Origin of the sequence: Collimonas sp. NPDC087041, from assembly GCF_044745265.1 — a bacterium.
Taxonomy (GTDB): domain Bacteria; phylum Pseudomonadota; class Gammaproteobacteria; order Burkholderiales; family Burkholderiaceae_D; genus Collimonas.
Map to the genome: position 1 here is coordinate 14,260 of NZ_JBIUZX010000004.1, position 18,768 is coordinate 33,027.

At 58.2% G+C, this 18,768-nt stretch carries 16 protein-coding genes; 10 read left to right on the forward strand and 6 right to left on the reverse strand.

What is annotated here, in order from left to right; translation table 11 throughout:
• The first annotated feature begins 4 nt into the window (after positions 1–4).
• From ACIPF8_RS08380 to denD, 3 genes are all read left to right on the forward strand, one after another.
• Positions 5–1,315, forward strand: coding sequence for an MFS transporter (locus ACIPF8_RS08380; RefSeq protein ID WP_400419520.1), 1,311 nt, complete (start codon positions 5–7; stop codon positions 1,313–1,315).
• A gap of 101 nt (positions 1,316–1,416) precedes the next feature.
• Positions 1,417–2,205, forward strand: coding sequence for a 2-oxo-tetronate isomerase (gene otnI, locus ACIPF8_RS08385; protein WP_400419523.1), 789 nt, complete (start codon positions 1,417–1,419; stop codon positions 2,203–2,205).
• Between the two features lie 30 nt (positions 2,206–2,235).
• Positions 2,236–3,213, forward strand: coding sequence for a D-erythronate dehydrogenase (gene denD, locus ACIPF8_RS08390; protein ID WP_400419526.1), 978 nt, complete (start codon positions 2,236–2,238; stop codon positions 3,211–3,213).
• 117 nt (positions 3,214–3,330) lie between these two features.
• On the opposite strand, the gene ACIPF8_RS08395 is transcribed toward denD, so the two are convergent.
• Complete coding sequence (locus ACIPF8_RS08395; protein WP_400420516.1) at positions 3,331–4,680, reverse strand: NCS2 family permease; 1,350 nt, start codon at positions 4,678–4,680, stop codon at positions 3,331–3,333.
• A gap of 391 nt (positions 4,681–5,071) precedes the next feature.
• On the opposite strand from ACIPF8_RS08395, the gene ACIPF8_RS08400 reads away from it, so the two are divergent.
• On the forward strand, positions 5,072–7,288 hold the full coding sequence (locus ACIPF8_RS08400; protein ID WP_400419528.1) for a mechanosensitive ion channel family protein: 2,217 nt from the start codon (positions 5,072–5,074) through the stop codon (positions 7,286–7,288).
• A gap of 6 nt (positions 7,289–7,294) precedes the next feature.
• Here the strand turns inward: ACIPF8_RS08400 and ACIPF8_RS08405 are convergent, their stop codons facing one another.
• From ACIPF8_RS08405 to ACIPF8_RS08415, 3 genes are all read right to left on the reverse strand, one after another.
• Positions 7,295–7,942, reverse strand: a complete 648-nt coding sequence (locus ACIPF8_RS08405) for a class I SAM-dependent methyltransferase (protein WP_400419531.1) — start codon at positions 7,940–7,942, stop codon at positions 7,295–7,297.
• Positions 7,939–9,303: a chloride channel protein gene (locus ACIPF8_RS08410; protein WP_400419534.1), complete on the reverse strand. Its 1,365-nt coding sequence runs from the start codon at positions 9,301–9,303 to the stop codon at positions 7,939–7,941. The genes ACIPF8_RS08405 and ACIPF8_RS08410 overlap by 4 nt, the downstream gene beginning before the upstream one ends.
• A gap of 173 nt (positions 9,304–9,476) precedes the next feature.
• Positions 9,477–10,484 (reverse strand): molecular chaperone DnaJ, encoded by a 1,008-nt coding sequence (locus ACIPF8_RS08415; RefSeq protein ID WP_400419537.1) that lies wholly within the window; start codon positions 10,482–10,484, stop codon positions 9,477–9,479.
• Between the two features lie 238 nt (positions 10,485–10,722).
• On the opposite strand from ACIPF8_RS08415, the gene ACIPF8_RS08420 reads away from it, so the two are divergent.
• On the forward strand, positions 10,723–12,318 hold the full coding sequence (locus ACIPF8_RS08420; protein WP_400419540.1) for an MFS transporter: 1,596 nt from the start codon (positions 10,723–10,725) through the stop codon (positions 12,316–12,318).
• 366 nt (positions 12,319–12,684) lie between these two features.
• Positions 12,685–13,143, forward strand: coding sequence for a hypothetical protein (locus ACIPF8_RS08425; RefSeq protein ID WP_400419543.1), 459 nt, complete (start codon positions 12,685–12,687; stop codon positions 13,141–13,143).
• A 48-nt stretch (positions 13,144–13,191) separates the two neighbouring features.
• Here ACIPF8_RS08425 and ACIPF8_RS08430 read toward each other — a convergent pair whose 3' ends face one another.
• Both ACIPF8_RS08430 and ACIPF8_RS08435 read right to left on the reverse strand, forming a co-directional pair.
• Positions 13,192–13,608 (reverse strand): hypothetical protein, encoded by a 417-nt coding sequence (locus ACIPF8_RS08430; RefSeq protein ID WP_400419546.1) that lies wholly within the window; start codon positions 13,606–13,608, stop codon positions 13,192–13,194.
• 138 nt (positions 13,609–13,746) lie between these two features.
• Positions 13,747–14,688, reverse strand: a complete 942-nt coding sequence (locus ACIPF8_RS08435; RefSeq protein ID WP_400419549.1) for a CysB family HTH-type transcriptional regulator — start codon at positions 14,686–14,688, stop codon at positions 13,747–13,749.
• 211 nt (positions 14,689–14,899) lie between these two features.
• Here ACIPF8_RS08435 and ACIPF8_RS08440 point away from each other — a divergent pair, with 211 nt between their 5' ends.
• The 4 genes from ACIPF8_RS08440 to ACIPF8_RS08455 all read left to right on the forward strand — a co-directional run bounded on the left by ACIPF8_RS08440 (position 14,900) and on the right by ACIPF8_RS08455 (position 18,722).
• Positions 14,900–15,673 carry a sulfite exporter TauE/SafE family protein gene (locus ACIPF8_RS08440; protein WP_400419552.1) on the forward strand — a complete coding sequence of 258 codons (774 nt, stop codon included), beginning with the start codon at positions 14,900–14,902 and terminating at the stop codon, positions 15,671–15,673.
• A gap of 85 nt (positions 15,674–15,758) precedes the next feature.
• Positions 15,759–17,453, forward strand: coding sequence for a nitrite/sulfite reductase (locus tag ACIPF8_RS08445; protein WP_400419555.1), 1,695 nt, complete (start codon positions 15,759–15,761; stop codon positions 17,451–17,453).
• On the forward strand, positions 17,440–17,976 hold the full coding sequence (locus ACIPF8_RS08450) for a DUF934 domain-containing protein (RefSeq protein ID WP_400420519.1): 537 nt from the start codon (positions 17,440–17,442) through the stop codon (positions 17,974–17,976). The genes ACIPF8_RS08445 and ACIPF8_RS08450 overlap by 14 nt, the downstream gene beginning before the upstream one ends.
• Complete coding sequence (locus ACIPF8_RS08455; protein ID WP_400419558.1) at positions 17,976–18,722, forward strand: phosphoadenylyl-sulfate reductase; 747 nt, start codon at positions 17,976–17,978, stop codon at positions 18,720–18,722. The genes ACIPF8_RS08450 and ACIPF8_RS08455 overlap by 1 nt, the downstream gene beginning before the upstream one ends.
• Positions 18,723–18,768 lie beyond the last annotated feature (46 nt).

Consider the following 18,768-nt stretch of genomic DNA (forward strand, 5'->3'; position numbering starts at 1 on the left):
TGAAATGTCAGCAACGATCACACAGGCTAGCGCCAGCCTGCCGGCTGAACAAGCCGAAAATCTGTACAAGAAAGTCTTCTGGCGCTTTGTGCCATTCATCATGCTGTGCTACGTGGTGGCCTATCTGGACCGCGTCAACGTCGGCTTCGCCAAGCTGCAGATGTCGCAGGACCTGGGCTTCAGCGAAACCGTTTTCGGCCTTGGCGCCGGCATATTTTTCCTCGGTTACTTCCTGTTCGAGTTACCCAGCAACCTGCTGATGAACAAGGTCGGCGCCAAGCTGTGGATCGCCCGCATCATGATCACCTGGGGCATCCTGTCGGCATGCTTTGCCTGGGTCCAGACCCCAACCCAGTTCTATGTGCTGCGTTTCCTGCTGGGCTTGGCGGAAGCCGGCTTCTATCCCGGCATCATCCTCTACCTGACCTATTGGTTCCCTTCGCATCGGCGCGCTAAAGTGGTCGCGACTTTCATGGCGGCGATTCCGATTGCCGGCATTTTCGGCAATCCCTTGTCGGGCTGGATCATGCAAGCGTTCCACGGTTCCAGCGGCTGGCATGGCTGGCAGTGGATGTTCATGATCGAAGCGATTCCAGCCATTGTGGTCGGCATTGCGGTGGTTTTCGTGATGGACAACAGTATTCGCAAAGCCAAGTGGCTGACTGAATCGGAGAAGGATTTCCTCGAAGCGGAAATCCGCGCTGATCAAAAGGACAAGCACAGCCCGAAATCGACCGCGGCCGTATTCAAGGACATCCGCATCTGGCATATGTGCCTGATCTATTTTTGCATCGTCATGGGCCAATACGGTTTGACGTTCTGGCTGCCGACACTGGTCAAGGCATCCGGCGTGGTCGGCGATTTCAAGATCGGCCTGATCAGCGCGATTCCCTTCCTTTGCGCAGTGTTCGCGATGATCCTGATCGGCCGCCGTTCGGACCGCATGCGTGAGCGACGCTGGCACCTGATCGTGCCGGCATTGCTGGGTGCGATCGGCTTCGTGGTATCGGCCATCGCCGCCGACAATACCGTGATCGCCATCATCTTCCTGTCGCTGGCCGCGATGGGTGTGCTGACTTGCTCACCATTGTTCTGGTCGCTGCCGACTGCTTTCCTTTCAGGCACCGGCGCCGCCGCCGGCATCGCGGTCATCAATTCGGTCGGCAACCTGGCGGGCTTCGTCAGCCCGTTCCTGGTCGGCTGGCTGAAGGATACGACGCATAACAACGAGACCGGCATGTTCATGCTGGCCGGGATGCTGGTGGTCGGCGCGATTGCCATCCTCAAGACGCCAGCCAAGATGGTCAACCGCTAACATGCCGCGTAGGGTGGGCATGTAATGCCCACGCGGATACACAGTCGCTACTGCGTGGGCACTTTGTGCCCACCCTACAAATTACTTTTTTGGAGTTTGCAATGCCACGTTTTGCCGCCAACCTCACCATGATGTACAACGAACACGCCTTTCTTGACCGCTTCTCGGCTGCAGCCAAGGATGGTTTCAAAGGTGTGGAGTTTCTTTTCCCGTATGAATATGCCGCCGCCGACCTGCAAGCACGATTGCAAGACAACGGCTTGACCCAGGCATTGTTCAACGCCCCGCCAGGCGATTGGGCCGCCGGTGAGCGCGGCATCGCCTCGCTGCCGGGACGCGAAGAAGAATTCAAGCGCAGCGTTGCAACCGGACTGGAATATGCGCAAGTGCTGGGCAACAAGAAATTGCACGTGATGGCCGGCCTGATCCAGCCGCAGCAAGATCGCGCCCAGCATCGCGCCGTGTATCTGGAAAACCTGGCCTACGCCGCCGCCCAGGCTGCTGCACACGGCATCACGATTGTCATCGAACCGATCAATACGCGCGACATCCCGGGATTTTTCCTGAACCGCCAGGATGACGCACAAGCGATCTGTGCCGAAGTCGGCGCACATAACCTGCAAGTGCAGTTCGACCTGTACCACTGCCAGATCGTCGAAGGCGACCTGGCAGTCAAACTCAGGCGCGACATGGTGCGTCCGCAGGCTGGCATCGGCCACATCCAGATCGCCGGCGTACCGGAACGGCACGAACCCGATGTCGGCGAAATCAATTACCCCTACCTGTTCGAGCTGATCGATGCGCTCGGTTACCAGGGTTGGATCGGCTGCGAATATCGGCCGCGTGGCGCCACCTCCGCAGGGCTGGGCTGGCTCAAGCCGTGGCTGTAACCAGAACTCATTTCACACAAGGATTCACTCATGCAAATCGTTATCACCGGCGGCGCCGGATTCCTCGGCCAGCGCCTGGCCCGTAGCTTGCTCAAACAAGGCAGCCTACCCGACCGCAGCGGTCAGTTGCAAACCATCAGCAAGATTATCCTGGTCGACGTGGTCGCCGCGAACGGCTTCGACGATGCCCGCATCGAGCAAGTCACCGGCGATATCACCGACAGCGTCTTGCTGGAACGCGTGATCACTACCCAGACTGCCGCCATCTTCCATCTGGCAGCGATTGTCAGCGGCCAGGCGGAAGCGGATTTCGATCTCGGCATGCGCATCAACCTGGACGCCTCGCGCCTGCTGCTGGAACGCTGCCGCGCCTGCGGTCATGTGCCGCGCGTGATTTTCACCAGCTCGGTGGCGGTATTCGGCGGTGTACTTCCTGCCGTGGTGCAGGACGATACCGCGCTCAATCCGCAGTCGTCCTACGGTACCCAGAAGGCAATTGCAGAGCTGCTGCTCAACGACTTCAGCCGCAAGGGCTTCGTCGATGGCCGCGTACTGCGCCTGCCGACCATCAGCGTACGCCCCGGCAAGCCGAACCAGGCCGCGTCATCGTTTGCCAGCGGCATCATCCGCGAACCACTCAACGGCCTGCCTTCGGTATGCCCGGTCGGGCCGAATGTGCGCCTGTGGCTGCTGTCGCCTCGCAAGGTGATCGCCGCCCTGATACATGGCTATTCGCTGTCTGCCGATGCATTGGGGAAAAGCCGCACCATCAATTTGCCGGGCATCTCGGTCACCGTCGCAGAAATGGTCGCGGCGCTGGAACGGGTTGGCGGGAAAGACGTGGCGGCACGCGTGGAATGGAAACACGATGCGGCCATCGACAGGATCATTTCAAGCTGGCCGGGGGCATGGGATGCCAGCCGTGCCAACGCCTTGGGCTTCAGCGGCGACAGCAGCTTCGATGACGTGATTCGCGCTTATATCGAAGACGATTTGCCGGCGGCATAAACGCATGTCGTCAGCCAAATAAAAAAGGCGGCGCCGGGGGACGGCGCCGCCACAAGTCGACTATCTGAGGAGACTCAAAGAGCCGAATTCATTATTTCTGTATATCGTGCAAGGGCATCAGATCGCCCAACCGCCTGCATAAAACGCCGCCAGTGCGACGGCAATCGCCACGGTGCCGAAGTTCAGCTTGCGGTATTCACCGGCAACGATGCGACCGATCACCAGGGTGCAGAAACCCAGCATGATGCCGGTCACGATATTGCAGGTCAGCACGATGAATACGGCGCATACCAGGCCAGCCATGGCGTCGACGGTATCTTCCATGTGCATCCGGCTGACGCTGCTCAGCATCAGCAAGCCGACATACATCAATGCAGGAGCGGTTGCGTACGACGGCACCAGCCCAGCCAGCGGCGAGAAGAAAATCACAGCCAGGAACAGCACGCCGACCACGACTGCAGTCAGGCCAGTCTTGGCGCCGGCAGCAGTGCCAACCGTTGATTCAATATAAGCCGCAGCAGGAGCACCACCGAACAGGCCGGCAAAAATCGAGCTGAGCGAATCCGCCGTCAATGCCTTGCCACCGTTGTGGATGTATCCCTTTTCATTGACTTGCCCGGCTTGGCCGGCTACGGCGCGGATCGTGCCAGTCGCATCGAACACCGCAGTCATCACCAGCGCCAGAACGCTCGGCAACACGGCCATGCTCAGTGCGCCTTTGATATCCATTGCGCCTATCAGCGAAGCATGGCCAGGAGTGCTCAGTGCCGGCCAGGCAAACACACCCGTGTACTTGACGGCTGGATCGAAAATCAGGCCGACGACCGACAGGGCGACAATGACCAGCAGGATACCGCCCGGCACACGACGACGCTCAAGGCCGAAAATCGCAGCCAGGCCGATGACGCTCATGACAACTGGGAACGCAGTGATATGGCCGAGCGCAACCGGCAAGCCATCACCGGCGTTCTTCACCACCAGGCCGACTTCATTCGAAGCGATCAACAACAGGAACAGGCCAATGCCGACGCCAGTGCCGTGCGCAACCCCGGCCGGCAGGTTTTGCAGGATCCAGGAGCGCACGCCGGTTACTGAAATCGCGGTGAACACCAACCCCATCAGGAACACCGCACCGAGGGCGACGTTAGGCGACAATCCTTTGCCCAGCACCAGGCCGAAAGCGGTGAACGCCGTCAGCGAAATCGCGCAACCAACCGCGATCGGCAAACGCGCCCACAAACCCATCAGCAGCGAACCAAACGCGGTTGTCAGACAGACGGCAACGAACACCGCACTGACATCAAAACCAGCCTTGCCCAACATGCCGGGCACCACGAACACTGAGTACACCATGGCCAGGAAAGTGGTGATGCCGGCAACAACCTCACGGCGCTGGGTGCTGCCGCGTGCGCTAATCTGGAAATATTGATCTATTTTGCTTTCGCTGACAGCGATCGCCTCTCCCATGCCCTGGGTGGGCTGGAGTTGTTGTTCAATCATGATCGAATTGCTCCTATGTATATCCGCTGAAGCAGCCGTCGCGCGGCTATCGTCAGGGTGTCTCGTCTTATGTTTTTGTTCGAAGAGCCAGTTACCTGCTTCCCAACCCCTTGGTAACTGCACTGCCGGTCAAATGAATGTAGATAGTTGAACCTGGCGAACAGAGCTTATGGCCATTGGGTAGGTCAACCCATCATTTGAGTTGAATAGCTGCCATTTGCATTTCCATATGCGCAAAAAGGAGCAGTATCAATCCGACAATATCGTACCCGGCGGCGGCGGTACGGTAAGATCACCACTTTATGACTTATGCCCCGCCGACATGAAAACCTGCCATTTTCGAGCCATACCGGCCCGCATGTTAACCGGTCTGCTGACGGTCTTGATGCTTTGCCTGCTGCTGGCACACAGCGGTTCTGTTCATTCAGCACCGGCTGCTGCAGCCAGTGCTAGCGCCAGCACGCCTCCTGCCGCGCCAGCCGCTCCGGCGTCGCCGCTGGAATCGCTGTCCAAGGTCCTGCAAAACTCGCCGGGAACAGGCAGCCTGGTGGCTACGCTGATCCAGGCCGAGCAACAAAACAGCAAAGCCTCGCCAACACAAAAGGGCTTCATCGGGCTGATCTCCAACAGCCTCGGCACCTTCCAGTCGCACCTGCACCAGGTGATCACGCCGGAGAAATACTGGAGCCAGCAGTTCGCGCTGGCCGGGCAGGATTTGTCGACCATACTGGACCGCCAGGATTCTGAAACCGGGCTGCAGGCATTGGCCAACTTCCTGGAAATGCTGGCATTGTTCGGCGTTGTCGCTTTTGCCATCCAGCACATCGGCAAACGCGTGCATCAGCACTTCAAGGTCGATGTCACCTTGCCGCCCGACCCCAGCATGAAGGAATTGTTGCTGTACATCCTGCGCCACATCGCGCCTATCCTGCTAGCCTTGGTGGTTGTCATCTCGGTGGTGATCAGCCTGGAGCCGTCGCTCGGCCGCACGCTGGCTACGGTGCTGCTGTACACATTGATCGGCGGCCGCCTGTTCCAGGCGGTGTGCGCCATCATCTTTTCACTGACGCATGGCGGCCATCGCATGGTGGCCATGCGCATCCTGTTTCAACGCGCCTGGAAACTGCTGTTTGTCATCGGCTGCACCGGCTGGCTTGGCGATGTGCTCGACAATCCGCAAGTCAACGAAATTATCGGCGTGCACCTGTCCAGCGTAGTGGCGACCTTGTCGAGCCTGGTTGCCGCAATCCTGGGTGGTGTATTCGCGTTGCGGTTCCGGCGCCCGGTGGCGCATATCATCCGCAACCGGCCGCTTGAAGTCCGCCGCAATCATCCCGCGCGCATGGAAACCCTGGAAGTGGTTGCCGCACTCTGGTATGTACCGATACTGCTGTTAAGCATCGTGGTCAGTGCCGCCACCATCCTCGATCTCTCCAGCAGCAATTCCGCACTCAACCATGCCTTGGGCAGCGTTGCTCTCATGGTCGCGACATTCTTCATCAACGCCTTGCTGCGGCGGGTACGCAACCGCAAGACCGCGACTGTCCCGTTGCGCCGGCAATCGCCTTACATCGAACGCCTCAAGAATGTCGGTTTCAACCTGCTGCAACTTTGCCTCTGGATCGGCTCCTTTGAGTTACTGACCAGGATCTGGGAACACTCGCTGCTGGAATTCGCGAACGCTACCTTGATCGGCCAGATGATCGTCGCCGCCATCGGCAAGATCGGCATCACGCTGGTGGTAGCGTGGCTGGTCTGGATCATGCTCGATACCTTCATCCAGGAAGCGATCAACCCCAGCCGCACCAGCCGCTATTCGCGCCGCAATCCGAGTACCCGCATGCGCACCATCCTGCCGTTGCTGCGCAATGCGCTGATGCTGACGATCCTGACGATAACGGTCATCACTACCCTCGCCAACCTCGGCATCAACGTCACGCCGCTGCTGGCTTCCGCGGGCGTGGTCGGCCTGGCCTTCGGCTTCGGTTCGCAATCGCTGGTCAAGGACTTGATCACCGGCGTTTTCATTTTGATGGAAGATTCGATGTCGGTCGGCGATTGGGTTGACGTCGGCAACGGCCATGCCGGCACGGTGGAAAACCTGACGATCCGCACAGTCCGCCTGCGCGACAGCAACGGTTCAGTGCACAACGTGCCGTTTTCACAAATCGCGGCTATCAGGAACGATTCGCGCGAATACACGTACGCCACGCTGAAACTGAATATTACCCACGACTCAGATGTCGATCAGGCGCTACGCCTGATGCGCGAAACCGGCGCCGAAATGCTGGAAGACCGCCGCCTGCGCCGCCTGTTGCTGCAACCGATCGAAATCTATGGCGTCAACGGCTTCGACCTGAACGGCGTAGCGCTGCTGGCCGGCATCCGCGCCAAGCCGCAAACCCAGAGTGAAGTAACCCGCGGCTTCAACCTGCGCATCAAGAAGAAAGTCGACGACGAGCCGAGCGTGCACTTTGCCAATGAGTGGTCGAACTTCCCGCTGACGGCGGTGGGGCAGCCGGCGCCGGCAGAGACCGTTGCGCCGGACTTGCCGGCCGCCGGCGCCAAGACTTGATGAGGATTATTTAATACGGCAGCTCAATAACCAGTAATACTCCAGGCGCAAGATGCGCAACTCGCGGGTGATCGGCGAGAGCTTCTTGCGCAAGCCGCTGTCGGTTGGGAAGTTCTTCATGATTTCGTAACGCTCGCCGTTGGGCAAGGTACGGAACTGGTAGGTATTGCCTTCGGCATCGGTGCGCGCGATCGGTGTGCTGACCTCTTCCACGTAGCCGTTGTCGATCATCACCAGCAGGATGTCCTTGCCGAGTTTTTCGCGCAGCTTGGCGATGAATTTCACCTGGTCCTGGCGGCCGACGTGCGACCACCAGAATCCCAGGAAGCAGGCGGTGAACTGCCGCTCCGGCTGAAAATCATTGATGTCCTGCAGCGCAAAACTGGCTGTGTCGGCCGGCAAATTCCTGGACTTGGCCAACGCGATCATTTCCGGATTGATGTCGGTCGCCAGCACCGAATTAGCCGATGCGGCGATCTGCTCGGTCCAGAATCCAGTGCCGCAGGCCAGCTCCAGCACATCGTGGCCTTCCATCAACTCTTGCACGCGCACCTGCAGCGTCAGCAATTCATCCTGACGCTCCGGGCGCTGGTAAATCTCATCGTAAGTTGCGGCACGTTTGGCGTAGTAAGCCACCATATCAGTATTAATCATTTTTCCGACTCATTTTCTAATTTTTTAACTTCTGTTTTTTCAAAATTCTCGACCACTTCAGCTGCCGCCACGCGATACCGCTCCGACAGCGCGTCGTACAGCGGCGGTGCGAAGAAGCGCGAAACGCGGCTGGCAATCAATGCCGTCGCCATCAGCGAGATCACCAATGCATGGCCGTTAATCATTTCCATCACGATCACGAATGCCGTGATCGGCGACTGCGTGACCGCCGCCAGGTAACCCACCATCGCCAATGCAATCAGCATCGGCAGCGAGGTGTGATCGAACAACTGGTGCAACAGGTTGCCGAAGCCGGCGCCGATCGACAGCGACGGTGCAAAAATACCGCCCGGAATGCCCGGCAGATAGGATGACACCATCGACGCCATTTTCAGGAACGGGTAAAACACTGACAGATGCTGCTGCCCTTCCAGCACACCCTTTGCCTCGACATAGCCGCTGCCAAAGGTCGCACCGCCGGCGATCACGCCGATGACCGCCACCAGCAACCCGCACAAGGCGCCAAAGGCAATCGGACGATCACTGCGCAATTGCTGGAGCTGCGCCGGAATCCAGCGCTTGGTATTCAACAGTAGCCAGCAGAATATGCCGCCGGCAATCCCGGTCAGGATGCCGGTGACTAATACCGCCAACGCCAGCATGTCGGTCAACCTGCTGTCGATGTTGATCGTGCCGAAATAAGTGTAATTGCCGTTCAAGCCAAGCGCCACCGCGCCGGCAAAGATGATCACGGTAATCACGACGCCGCTGGCGCGATGTTCGAAACTGCGCGTCAGTTCCTCGATCGCAAACACGATCCCTGCCAACGGTGTGTTGAACGCAGCCGACAAACCGGCCGCCGCACCCGCCAGTATCAAGCGCCGTTCCAGCGCGGCACTGGCGCGTGGATACAGGCGCCGCAGGTTGAACATCAAGGCCGCCCCGACCTGCACTGTCGGCCCTTCGCGACCGATGGTAAAGCCGCCCAGGATGCCGATGAAAGAAATGCCGATCTTGCCCGCCAGGATCTTCAGCGACAATAACGATTGACCGCGCTTGGTGGTGTCCTCTTCCAGCGTCGCGATCACTTGCGGGATGCCGCTGCCTTCAGAACCGGGAAAATAACGGCGCGTAGCCCACACGCACAAGGCGCCGATCGCCGGCGTGATAAACAGGGGCAACCAGAAGTGGGATTGCTGCATCGAGCGAAACATGCCGAAACCGACGTCCATCAGCCAGGCATACAGCACGGCGATCAAGCCGACCAGCACCGCTCCCATCCATAAAATGCCGTATTTACGCCATGCACGCCGCACCTGGCGCAGCGTCTGATCGGAAAAACTGGGGGGGAGCGGATTCATTGGAATTGGGCGCAAAGACATGATTATAAATTATCCCCGCTTGATTCCGGCCAATTCAGCCATCGACATGTCGATCAAGACGGCGCTGGAGCGGCAGGCTGGCCCCGTAAAAACATGATAAAAAAGACAATTTCACGCCACACTTGACGATGCTGCCCAGAGAAACAGGCCGTCTAGATGTGATAACTCTTGAGCCACGCTTTGATGTTTTTGACATCTTCAAATGCCAGCAAATCGCTCTTGAGCGCATTGATGTTTTGCTGGACGCCCTTGATCGCGCTCTTCAGGTGACGCATCGCCAGCGCCGGCGACATCGCCTCCTGCTGATCGAAGTTGAAGCGCATCCGGAACTCCGCCTCCAGCCCGGCAATCTCGTCACGCAGTTCCGCCGACTGCTCGGTCAATACCTTGCTGTAGTGCCGAAGATGCTGTTCCGACAGGGAGTTGATGCGGCTCTGGTCGATCTGCTCGATTTCCAGCTGCAATTCCAGCAAGCCGAGCAGATCTTTCTTGTCATAGGCGATATTCACTCTTTGCATCAACGCGGTCTTGCGCACACGTTCCAGCGGATCCTGCTCGCGGTCGGGATGCAAGGCGCTTGCCAACTTGCGATAGACTTCGCGCACTGATTGACTGGCGTTTTGCAGTTCTTCCTGTTGCTTGGCTTCCCGGGCGGCAGCCTTGGCCGATTTCTTTCGTTTTTTTGAGGCGCGCTCGTGCGCATGTTCCGCCGACGCATGGCGGTCGCTTTCTGCCTCCTGCTCGAATTCCACGAAATCCTCTTGCTGCCATTCCGCTGTATCGACATCGGCGCCGCCATGCATCCGGTAGATCCGTTTCAAATCCGCAGCGTCGCTGTCGCCGATGATGGCGGCACCGACCGAACAGATGATGTGGCTGATCTTTTCCTGATCGTGCCGGCTCAAGCCTTTCGCCGAATAGGCATCGTCGAGCAAGCGCACCAACTGCGCCACCAGCGCGTGGTAGCTGCGCATCAGCGGCTGGTATTGATTGACATGGTGCTGCTGAAGCAAGGGGATCATTTGCTGCCACGCTGCCAGTAGCTGGCGCTCGGTTTCCAGCTTCTTGAGCAGCGCATTGAAGCTTTTCTGTGCCGGCGACAAGCTGGCCTGGCCGTGCTGCTCGACGACGTTGAGCGCCTTGGTGTCTGTTTTTTTCATCGCTTGCGTTACTACTTCTCAGGGTGTGATTTTTCAGATAAAAAAATTGGCTTGGGGCCGTGATTATAAGTTGCCGCGGACGGCGCGCAGCAGAAACCGGCCAAGGGGCGTATCATCTTGTCTGCGCAATAAGTATCAATCCGTATCAAGCTGAACCTTCAAGCTGTGCCTAACAGCAATCAATTACAGATTCCATGCACTGTTCCATCAACCGGCGACTCCGCCGATAAACAATCATATGGCCATCCATTCTGCCTCCGCTCATTCGAGCGACCAGGTTTTACCTTTCCGTGAATCATTGCTTGCCATGCTCGGCATCGCCTTCGTGGTGATGTTGGTGGCGCTTGACTCGACCGTGGTCGGCACCGCCTTGCCAACCATCGTTGCCGAATTGAAAGGCTTCGAGCTGTATGCCTGGGTCGCCACCTCGTATCTGCTGACTTCAGTAATCACTGTGCCGATCTTCGGCCGGCTCGGCGATTTCTATGGACGCAAGCCGTTCGTGCTGGTCTCGATCATCCTGTTCACCGCCGCCTCGATCCTGTGCGGCATGGCCGACAGCATGCTGTGGCTGGTGATTGCGCGCGGCTTGCAAGGCATCGGCGGCGGTATGCTGGTCGGTACCGCATTCGCCTGCATCCCCGACCTATTCCCCGGCGCCCACGTGCGCTTGCGCTGGCAGGTCCTGATGAGCACGGCATTCGGCATCGCCACCGCGGTGGGGCCTTCGCTGGGCGGCTTCCTGACTCAATACTGGGGCTGGCGCTGGGTGTTCTATGTCAACCTGCCGGTCGGCGTGCTGTCGCTGTTCTTCGTCTACAAATACCTGCCGCACCTGCGCCACACCCACCCGGACGCCAAGATCCGTCTCGACTGGCCGGGCGCGCTGCTGATCACTGCGGCACTAGGTTCCCTGCAGCTGTTTGTCGAAATGCTGCCCAAGCACGGCCTGTCGCTGGCCATGTTGGGCCTGCTGGCTTTCAGTATCGTAGCCTTCATCGTGCTCTGGAAATGGGAGCATCATACGCCGCAGCCGATCCTGCCATTCGATCTGCTGTTCGACAAGAAATTGTCGACGCTCTTCCTGCTGTCGGTACTCAGCGGATTTTCCATGTTTTCGCTGATGTTCTACGCGCCACTGCTGTATCAGGGCGGTTTCGGCCTGTCGCCGCAAGAGGCCGGCCTGCTGATTACACCGCTGGTGGCCTGCATCATGGTCGGCAGCATTTCCAACGGCCGCATCATCACCAGGCTGAAGAATCCGAACATCATGCTGTATATCGGATTCTCGTTGCTGGCGCTGTCCTGCCTCGGCGTCGTGATATCGAACCGCTGGACTTCGCATGGCGTCATCGCCGCTTTCATGCTGGTCGGCGGATTGGGCCTGGGTTTCATCCTGCCGAACCTGACCATCTTTATTCAACAGGAAGCCGGCCGTGAACACCTCGGCATCGCGACGGCGCTGATGCAATCGCTGCGCATGATCGGCAGCATGCTTGGCACCGCGATCATCGGCACGCTGATCAATCACATGTATGCCGGCAGCGTGCATCAGGCGCTGAGTGAACAAAAAGCGGATGACTGGTTCAGCAGTTTTTCCGATCCGCAGATCCTGATCAGCCACGAAACCCAAACCACGGTGTTGGCACAACTGGCGAATGCCGGCCATCAAGGTCAGCTATTGCTGGTCGCTGCGCGCGAAGCCTTGATCGGCGCCATTCACATGGGCGTCGGGCTCGCTGTGATAGTGACCGTGATCGCCCTGTGGCTGGTGCGCAGAGTGCCTGCCATCACCTTGCACAGCAAGCTCGAACCGGCCGTCGTCGGCGAATAATCGTATCGATCATCCGGACATTTCTTGTCCGGATGATGTCTACAAACGGTTACATCTCACACTCCCTCGAAGCACATGTAGCAAGATGTTAGTGGCATTCTGAAGTCCTGGTAACTCAAACAGGAAAGAAGGCCAAAATGAAAAAGCTCATCGGACTCGTGGTGCTCGGCATCACCTTGTGTACAGCCATTACCGGCTGCGTCGTCGTGCCCGCACGCGGCTATTACGCTCCCCATCCCTACTACTATCGCTACTAATTTGAACGGCGCGGACTGTATAATTGCCGCGCAGAAATTTTCCGTCTGAATAGCGTCGAATCGAAGCCTCAATCTATTTTCGCCATACAAGAATAATCACGGAGCTGTCATGAAATTGATACACAAACTTACACTATCCCTGCTGTTGATCCCAGCGGTATTACCGCTCGCGGCACAAGCCGACGAACCAGGCCACCACGGCGCGTATCAGCACGCGTTAGCCGACCTGCACGCAGCCCGCTGGTTGATCGACCATCGTCCTGGCGACAACTGGGAAATGGGCAGGAATGAGCAAGTGGCTCTATCTGAAATCGATGCCGCCACGCGCGAAATCACCCAGCTCGGCGAGTATGTAGGCAAGGACATGTACCGCGGAGAACGCCCCGACGCCAACCTCGACCACCGCGGCCGCCTGCATGACGCCGCCGACGCCCTGGCCCGCGCCCGCAACGACGCCGCCCAACGCGAAGACGACCCACGCGTGCTAGAGCTGCAACGTCATGCGCTGCATCGTATTGAAGTGGCGTTGCATGCGACGGAAGATGCGATGCGGGATGCTGGTTATTAAGTAACGGCTAAGAAGCATTGAGTGCCACGGTGTGCACTCCGTGGTTCGTTAAATGGGGTCAGAGTAATTTTCGCAAAAACCGCGAAAAAAAACTCTGACCCCATTTAACTTCTCGGTGTTGGTTTTGATGTTGCAGTTGCTGTTGCTGTTGCTGTTGAAGTTGACGTTGTTTTTGACGTTGCCGTTGTTTTTGACTTTTCGCATGCTGACGTTGCCAAATGAGCCGTGCGACAGTCGGGAATTATGGGACACATGTTTGAGCGCAGCGAGTTTGTGTCCCATCCGACTGGCGCGCGGCTCATTTGGGGACCCGCCGAAGGCGGGCAACGGCTGTGCGATCGCCTTTCTTTGCTTACTTTCTTTGGCGAAGCAAAGAAAGTGAGCGGCCGCCGGGCCGCCCCCGGCAAGCCCCCACGGAGTAGCGACAGTATTAAGTAACGATGATCGCAGTTGTAGATGCACCACCGCACTCACTCCGTAGGCCGTTAAAAGGGGTCAGAGTAATTTTCGGCGAAACCCTGCCGAAAAAAAACTCTGACCCCATTTAACTCTGTCCTATTTAGCTAGTTGCCATTTAGCTGCAACAGCGCATGACCGGCGATCCTACAACTCGTACATATCCTTCTCGCCATTCATCACCTGCTCAATCAACTTGCGATTCATCGTCGGCGCCAGCAACTCGATGAAGGTATAAACATAACTACGCAGATAAGCCCCCTGCTTCACCGCAGCCCGCGAAATATTGGTGCCAAACAGATGCCCAACCGGAATCGACCGCAAGCCAACATCCCGCTCCGCATCGAATGCCATGCCAGCAATGATCCCCACCCCCATGCCCAACTCGACATACGTCTTGATGACATCGGCATCAATCGCCTCCAGCAGCACATCCGGCTTCAAGTTGCGCAAGGCGAACGCGTGGTCGATCTTGGTGCGCCCGGTAAAGGCGCTATCGTAAGTAATCAGCGGGAAAGCAGCGATTTCCTCCAGCGTGATCGCCTTCGATTGCAGCAAAGGATGATCCGGCGGCACCACCACCACATGTTCCCATTGGTAGCATGGCAAGGTCACCAGGCCGTCAGCGTTGACAATCGCCTCGGTCGCCAAAGCCAGGTCGGCCTGGTCATTGCGCACCATGTCGGCCACCTGTTTCGGGTTGCCTTGCAGCAACGACAAACGCACTTTCGGGAATTTCAAGGTAAACGCTTGCACCACCTTAGGGAGCGCATAGCGCGCCTGGGTGTGCGTCGTCGCAATCGTGAAGCTGCCGCTGTCATGCGCCGCGTATTCATTGCCGATGCGCTTCAAGCCGTCGATCTCCTGCATGATCAGCTCAACCGATTTCAGCACCGCCCTGCCCGGCTCGGTCAGGCCGCGGATCCGCTTGCCGTGCCGTGTGAAAATATCAACACCAAGCTCCTCTTCCAGCTCGATGATCGCCTTGGAAACACCTGGTTGCGATGTATACAGTGCCTTGGCGGCCTCAGTCAGGTTATAGTTTTGCCGCACTGCCTCACGGACAAAGCGGAACTGATGGAGATTCATGACTTTTCCTTGGTTTTCTATTTTCTATGTTTCTACTTAAGAATCTGTTTTATATTTCCAAAAAATTATCAAACAGACAAATTTAGAGCCAGGCAGCAAACGCATTCGCTGTATTTGCATATATCAAATGCGCATATAAGCAAATAAATAGTCTGTAGTTGGAGATAGATGTGAAGTTTATTACGATTCTGGGTGTTTAGTACGAGGTGATATGACTGTTTCTTATGTAGTAAGCGGTTTTGCCGTCGGATTACTAGTGGGATTGACTGGTGTCGGTGGCGGATCGCTGATGACGCCGCTACTGACACTGCTGTTCGGCATCCATCCCAGCGTCGCGGTGGGCACCGATCTTGCATTTGCATCGGTGACCAAGGTCGCCGGTACTGTGGCCCACCGCTCGCGCGGCACCGTGCGCTGGGACATCGTCAAATTACTGTCGCTGGGCGCGTTGCCGGCGGCTATCGCTACTGCATTGATACTCAAATATTTCGGCGGCATCAGCGCTGAAATCGGTCAGGTGATCCGCTATTCGATCGCCATCTCGGTGCTGCTGACCGTGATCGCGCTGCTGTTCAAGGGCAAGTTGCAAAAATGGCTGAATGCGCATCCGGAAAAGCATTTGCACGGCAGGAACCTGACGCTAGCAACCGTGGTTGCCGGTGTGGTGCTGGGCGCGCTGGTGACGATGTCATCAATTGGCGCCGGCGCGGTGGGTGCAACCATCCTGGTGCTGTTGTATCCTCGCCTGTCGCCGGCGGAAGTCGCCGGCACCGACATCGCCTACGCGGTGCCGCTGACCGCGATTGCCGCGCTCGGCCACTGGTGGCTGGGATCGATCGACTGGAGCCTGCTGGGATCGCTGCTGCTCGGCTCGGTGCCAGGCATCACGATTGGCTCGCTGGCGGCGCGTGCGGTCCCGGAAAAATTCCTGCGCGGCTTGCTGGCAGTGACCTTGACCACCGTTGCCGTAAAGTTGATTTACTGAATTACCAAGGGACTCGCGACAAGAGTCCCGGCATCTATTTATAAAGGCGTGGTGAGTCTGGCCACAACCCATAAGGAAGACGAAGATGTATCGCTACGATCAATACGATCACCAGATAGTCAAGGAACGCGTCGCCCAATACCGCGACCAGGTACGGCGCCGCTTGTCGGATGAACTGGCGGAAGACGAGTTCCGCATCCTGCGCCTGCAAAACGGCCTGTACATGCAGCGCCATGCCTACATGCTGCGGATTGCCGTGCCTTACGGCCTGCTGTCGGCGCCGCAAGTGCGCAAGTTCGCCCACATCGCGCGCAAGTACGACCGCGGCTACGGCCACTTCACGACCCGTCAGAACATCCAGTTCAACTGGATCAAGCTGGAAGAGTCGCCGGACATCCTGGCCGAACTGGCAACCGTGGAAATGCACGCGATCCAGACTTCCGGCAACTGCATCCGCAATATCACTTCCGACGAGCTGGCCGGTGTTGCCGCCGACGAAGTGATCGATCCGCGTCCGTATGCTGAAATCCTGCGCGAGTGGAGCACCTTCCACCCCGAGTTCGCCTACCTGCCGCGTAAGTTCAAGATCGCCATCAACGGCTCCGAAGAAGACCGCGCGGCGACTGCCGCGCATGATATCGGCCTGGCGATGGCAAGAAATCCGGCCGGCGACATCGGCTTTCGCGTGATGGTTGGCGGCGGCATGGGCCGCACCCCGATCATCGGCAGCGTGATCCGCGAGTTCCTGCCATGGCAGCATGCGTTGACCTACCTGGAAGCGATCCTGCGCGTGTACAACCAGCACGGCCGCCGCGACAACATCTACAAGGCCCGCATCAAGATCCTGGTGAAAGCCATCGGCGCCGAAGAATTCGCGCGCCAGGTTGAGGCAGAATGGCTCGACATCAAGGACGGTCCGGGTACGCTCACCGTCGAAGAACTGCAACGCGTGGCCCAGTATTTCACTGCGCCGGCCTACGAAACATTAGCGGCGACCGATGCCGGCTTCGAAGCCCGCAAGGCTGAGGATAAAGCATTCGCCAACTGGATCAAGCGCAACGTCAAGGCGCACAAGGTTGCCGGTTATGCCGCAGTCATCCTGTCCTTGAAAAAGACTGGTGTCCCACCGGGCGACCTCACTGCCGACCAACTCGATTTCGTGGCCGACCTCTCCGAGCGCTATAGCTTCGGTGAAGTACGCGTCACCCATGAACAAAACCTGGTGCTGGCCGACGTCAAGCAAAGCGAACTGTTCGCACTCTGGCAGGAAGCCAAGGCACAAGGCCTGGCAACCCCGAACATCGGCTTGCTGACCGATATCATCTGCTGCCCGGGTGGTGATTTCTGCTCGCTGGCCAACGCCAAGTCGATCCCGATTGCGCAAGCCATCGCCGAGAAATTCGACAACATCGATTTCCAGCACGACATCGGTGATATCGAACTGAACATCTCCGGTTGCATCAACGCCTGCGGCCACCATCACATCGGCAACATCGGCATCCTCGGGGTCGACAAGGACGGCGCCGAGTGGTACCAGGTATCGATCGGCGGCGCGCAAGGCAACAACACCAGCATCGGCAAGATTATCGGCCCGTCGTTCTCGGCCCACCAGATGCCGGCTGTGATCGAACGCCTGCTCGACGTCTATGTCAAACAGCGCGCCGAAGACGAGCGCTTCATCGATACCGTGCAACGTATCGGCGTCGCGCCATTCAAGGAATTTGTCTACGCCACACCGATCCTGCTGGATCAACCGCATGGGGAGGATGCCTGTGTCTAATTCGGAAATCATCAAGAACCGCGCAGTCGTCGCCGACGACTGGACCGTGCTGCGCCTGAGCGAAGGCGAAACCGCCGACAGCGTCACCATCCCTGCAGGCAAGGTCATCGTACCGCTGGCCGTATGGCAAGCGCGCCGCGCCGAACTGCAGGGCCGTGCGCCGCTGGGCGTATGGCTCAACAGCGACGCCCAGGCTGACACCATCAAAGACGACCTGGAACAGTTCGAAGTCATCGGCATCAACTTCCCGATCTTCACCGATGGCCGCGGCTATTCGATCGCGTTCAACTTGCGCACCCGCTATGGCTACACAGGTGAATTGCGCGCCATTGGCGACGTCCTGCGTGACCAGTTGTTCTACATGCAGCGCGTCGGTTTCAACGCATTCGCTGTCCGCGCCGACAAGAACATCCACGATGCATTGAAGGGATTGACCGATTTCTCGGAAAAATACCAGGCTTCGTGGGACGAAAAAACACCGCTGTTCCGTCGCGTGCAACGCCAGCCGGTTACCCAGGATTGATGATGGGCAGCCCAGCTTTCTCCCTGCCGGATCTGATCGCCGCCACCAAGGCGACACTGGAAAAAATCGCGGCCGAATATACACCCGCGGTATTTGCCTCCAGCCTGGCGGCTGAGGACATGGTGCTGACCGACCTCATCCTGCGCAATCAGTTGCAGGACCGGATCGGCATCTTCACCCTGGAAACCGGACGCCTGCATGCCGAGACGCTGGGCATGCTCGATCGCATCAAGCAAACCTACGACTACGAAGTCACGCCGTATCGGCCGCAAGCGGAAGCCGTTGCCGCCTATGTTGAACAGAATGGCTTGAATGCGTTCTACGACAGTATCGAGATGCGCAAGGAATGCTGCCGCATCCGCAAGATCGAGCCGCTCAACCGCGCCCTGGCCGGCAACAGGGCCTGGATTACCGGTCAGCGCCGCGCGCAATCGCAAACCCGCGCCGAACTGCATGTGCAGGAGCACGACGCTGCGCACGACATGGAAAAATTCAATCCGCTGGCCGACTGGTCGGAAGACGACGTCTGGCAATACATCCGCAGCAACAACGTGCCGTACAACCCGCTGCACGACAAGGGGTATCCGTCGATCGGCTGTGAACCTTGCACCCGTGCGATCCAGCCCGGAGAAGATGTCCGCGCCGGCCGCTGGTGGTGGGAAAACCCGGATTCGAAGGAATGCGGCCTACATGTGGTCGACGGCAAATTGATCCGCATCAAATCCGTCGCGCAATCGAACGCTTGAATCAACGCAGCCATCGCACCTCATCGCACCTTTACATGACAAGACC

What these genes read in the sequence shown, in the direction of transcription:
- ACIPF8_RS08410 (WP_400419534.1), bottom strand. Translation starts at nt 9,303, where the DNA reads ATGAATCCGCTCCCCCCCAGTTTTTCCGATCAGACGCTGCGCCAGGTG.
- ACIPF8_RS08440 (WP_400419552.1), top strand. Translation starts at nt 14,900, where the DNA reads ATGACTGTTTCTTATGTAGTAAGCGGTTTTGCCGTCGGATTACTAGTG.
- ACIPF8_RS08400 (WP_400419528.1), top strand. Translation starts at nt 5,072, where the DNA reads ATGTTAACCGGTCTGCTGACGGTCTTGATGCTTTGCCTGCTGCTGGCA.
- ACIPF8_RS08415 (WP_400419537.1), bottom strand. Translation starts at nt 10,484, where the DNA reads ATGAAAAAAACAGACACCAAGGCGCTCAACGTCGTCGAGCAGCACGGC.
- ACIPF8_RS08455 (WP_400419558.1), top strand. Translation starts at nt 17,976, where the DNA reads ATGATGGGCAGCCCAGCTTTCTCCCTGCCGGATCTGATCGCCGCCACC.
- ACIPF8_RS08435 (WP_400419549.1), bottom strand. Translation starts at nt 14,688, where the DNA reads ATGAATCTCCATCAGTTCCGCTTTGTCCGTGAGGCAGTGCGGCAAAAC.
- otnI (WP_400419523.1), top strand. Translation starts at nt 1,417, where the DNA reads ATGCCACGTTTTGCCGCCAACCTCACCATGATGTACAACGAACACGCC.
- denD (WP_400419526.1), top strand. Translation starts at nt 2,236, where the DNA reads ATGCAAATCGTTATCACCGGCGGCGCCGGATTCCTCGGCCAGCGCCTG.
- ACIPF8_RS08420 (WP_400419540.1), top strand. Translation starts at nt 10,723, where the DNA reads ATGGCCATCCATTCTGCCTCCGCTCATTCGAGCGACCAGGTTTTACCT.
- ACIPF8_RS08405 (WP_400419531.1), bottom strand. Translation starts at nt 7,942, where the DNA reads ATGATTAATACTGATATGGTGGCTTACTACGCCAAACGTGCCGCAACT.
- ACIPF8_RS08395 (WP_400420516.1), bottom strand. Translation starts at nt 4,680, where the DNA reads ATGGGAGAGGCGATCGCTGTCAGCGAAAGCAAAATAGATCAATATTTC.
- ACIPF8_RS08380 (WP_400419520.1), top strand. Translation starts at nt 5, where the DNA reads ATGTCAGCAACGATCACACAGGCTAGCGCCAGCCTGCCGGCTGAACAA.
- ACIPF8_RS08445 (WP_400419555.1), top strand. Translation starts at nt 15,759, where the DNA reads ATGTATCGCTACGATCAATACGATCACCAGATAGTCAAGGAACGCGTC.
- ACIPF8_RS08450 (WP_400420519.1), top strand. Translation starts at nt 17,440, where the DNA reads ATGCCTGTGTCTAATTCGGAAATCATCAAGAACCGCGCAGTCGTCGCC.
- ACIPF8_RS08425 (WP_400419543.1), top strand. Translation starts at nt 12,685, where the DNA reads ATGAAATTGATACACAAACTTACACTATCCCTGCTGTTGATCCCAGCG.